Origin of the sequence: Delftia sp. DT-2, from assembly GCF_028401915.1 — a bacterium.
Lineage (GTDB): Bacteria > Pseudomonadota > Gammaproteobacteria > Burkholderiales > Burkholderiaceae_C > Comamonas > Comamonas tsuruhatensis.
In genome coordinates this window covers 1-1,448 of the sequence record NZ_JAQOTI010000054.1, presented here as the reverse complement: position 1 = coordinate 1,448, position 1,448 = coordinate 1, and the positions used below count along the sequence as shown (strand labels likewise).

General features: G+C 69.9%; 1 protein-coding gene. It reads right to left on the bottom strand.

The window, feature by feature from the left end:
• The coding region (locus PO605_RS30760; RefSeq protein ID WP_272207344.1) for an RHS repeat domain-containing protein at nucleotides 1-1,448 on the bottom strand (1,448 nt) is incomplete at both ends.

The window sequence follows — 1,448 nt, the reverse complement described above, 5'->3', positions numbered from 1 at the left end:
GTGATCTGCAGCGGCTGGCGGCTGCTGTTGTAGCGGATGCGGATCTGGTGTTCGCGCCCGGGCACGACGCTGGGCCGGGCGATGAGTTCGGGCGCGTATTGCTTCCAGGGGTCCTTGCCGTAGCCGTAGCGCACCTGCAGCTGCGGGGCCTGGGCCCGGGCTTGGCCTTGTGTGTAGGCGATGCGGTACACGGCCAGCGGGCGGCCGAAGGGGTCCAGCTCGGTGCGCGTGCCTTCCAGCGGGCGGCCTGCGGGATCGAGCCGCGTGGCGTCGGTCAGGCGCCCTTGCGCGTCGTACCGGTAGCGCATGTCGCCGGGGCCGCAGCTGGCGCAGCCCGGGCCGCGCACTTCAAGCAATCGCCATTGCCCGCCGATGGTGTCGTAGTGGTAGGTGGTTGCTTGCCCAAGGCTGTTGGTGAGGGTGTTCTTCCAGGGCTGGCTGAGGTCCAGGGTGACTTTTTCCTGCTGGCTGTCCGGCCGGCCGCGCACGCTCAAGATGGCGCGGCCGTTGTCGCCGTAGGCATAGCTGGCGATGCGCTCGTCCATGGGCTTGCCGTCACTGCCCTGGCCCTGGACGCTGATGCCGGTGAGCAAGGTGGGGTGGCGCGGGTCCTCATAGTGGTAGTGGCGCTGGACCGGGGCTTGGCCATCGGCCGACGGGAGGCTGACCTGCACGAGGCTGGCGTTCAGCTTGGCCTGGGGCTGGGTGCTGCCGGGCAACGGTGCGCTGCCGTGGCGGTAGTCGATGCGGCCCAGCGGGGTGTCGATGGCCTGCACGCCGGTGAAGCTGCCCTCGCCCGAAGATTGGGCGTAGTGCAGGCGCAGGCTGCGGCCCTGCGGGTCGGTGACCTTGAGCAGGCGGTTGCCCTTGGCGTTGTAGTCCAGGCGGACCTGTTCGCCCGAGGGCAGGCTGATGCGGGTCAGGCGCCCCCGGTGGTTGAAGCGCAGCTCGCGCCCGTCCATCCATTGCCAGGTGTAGTGCCTTTCCTGGCCGGGCGTGGTTTCCTTGGTGCCCTTTGTATCCGTGCCTTCGATGCGCACGATGCCGTTGCCCGGCTGCTCGCTGGCGCACAGGCTGGGATGCTCGCGCAGCTTGCTGAAGATGATGCGGGTGCCGTCGGCCTGCACGATCTGCAGGTTGGTGGGGTGGTCGTACAGGCGGGCCTCGTAGCTGAGCAGCCAGCCGCGGCCGAGCAGGCCTGGCGGCACGTAGGCCCGGCTGTAGCTGCTGTTGTAGTGGCGCACGACTTCCAGGCCGAGCACGCCGGGCAAGGCGGGCATGTCCACTTCGCGCTGGTATTTGTTGCAGTTGATGAGATGGATGGGGTTGCCTGCGCCCTGGTTGGTGCTGCTGGAGTTGCCCTGGGTGGCGGGGCCGGCGCCGCCGCAGGGGCTGCCGCCGGGCGTGGGGGCGCAGGTGCCGCCGCCCGAGCCGCCACCGCCACCGCC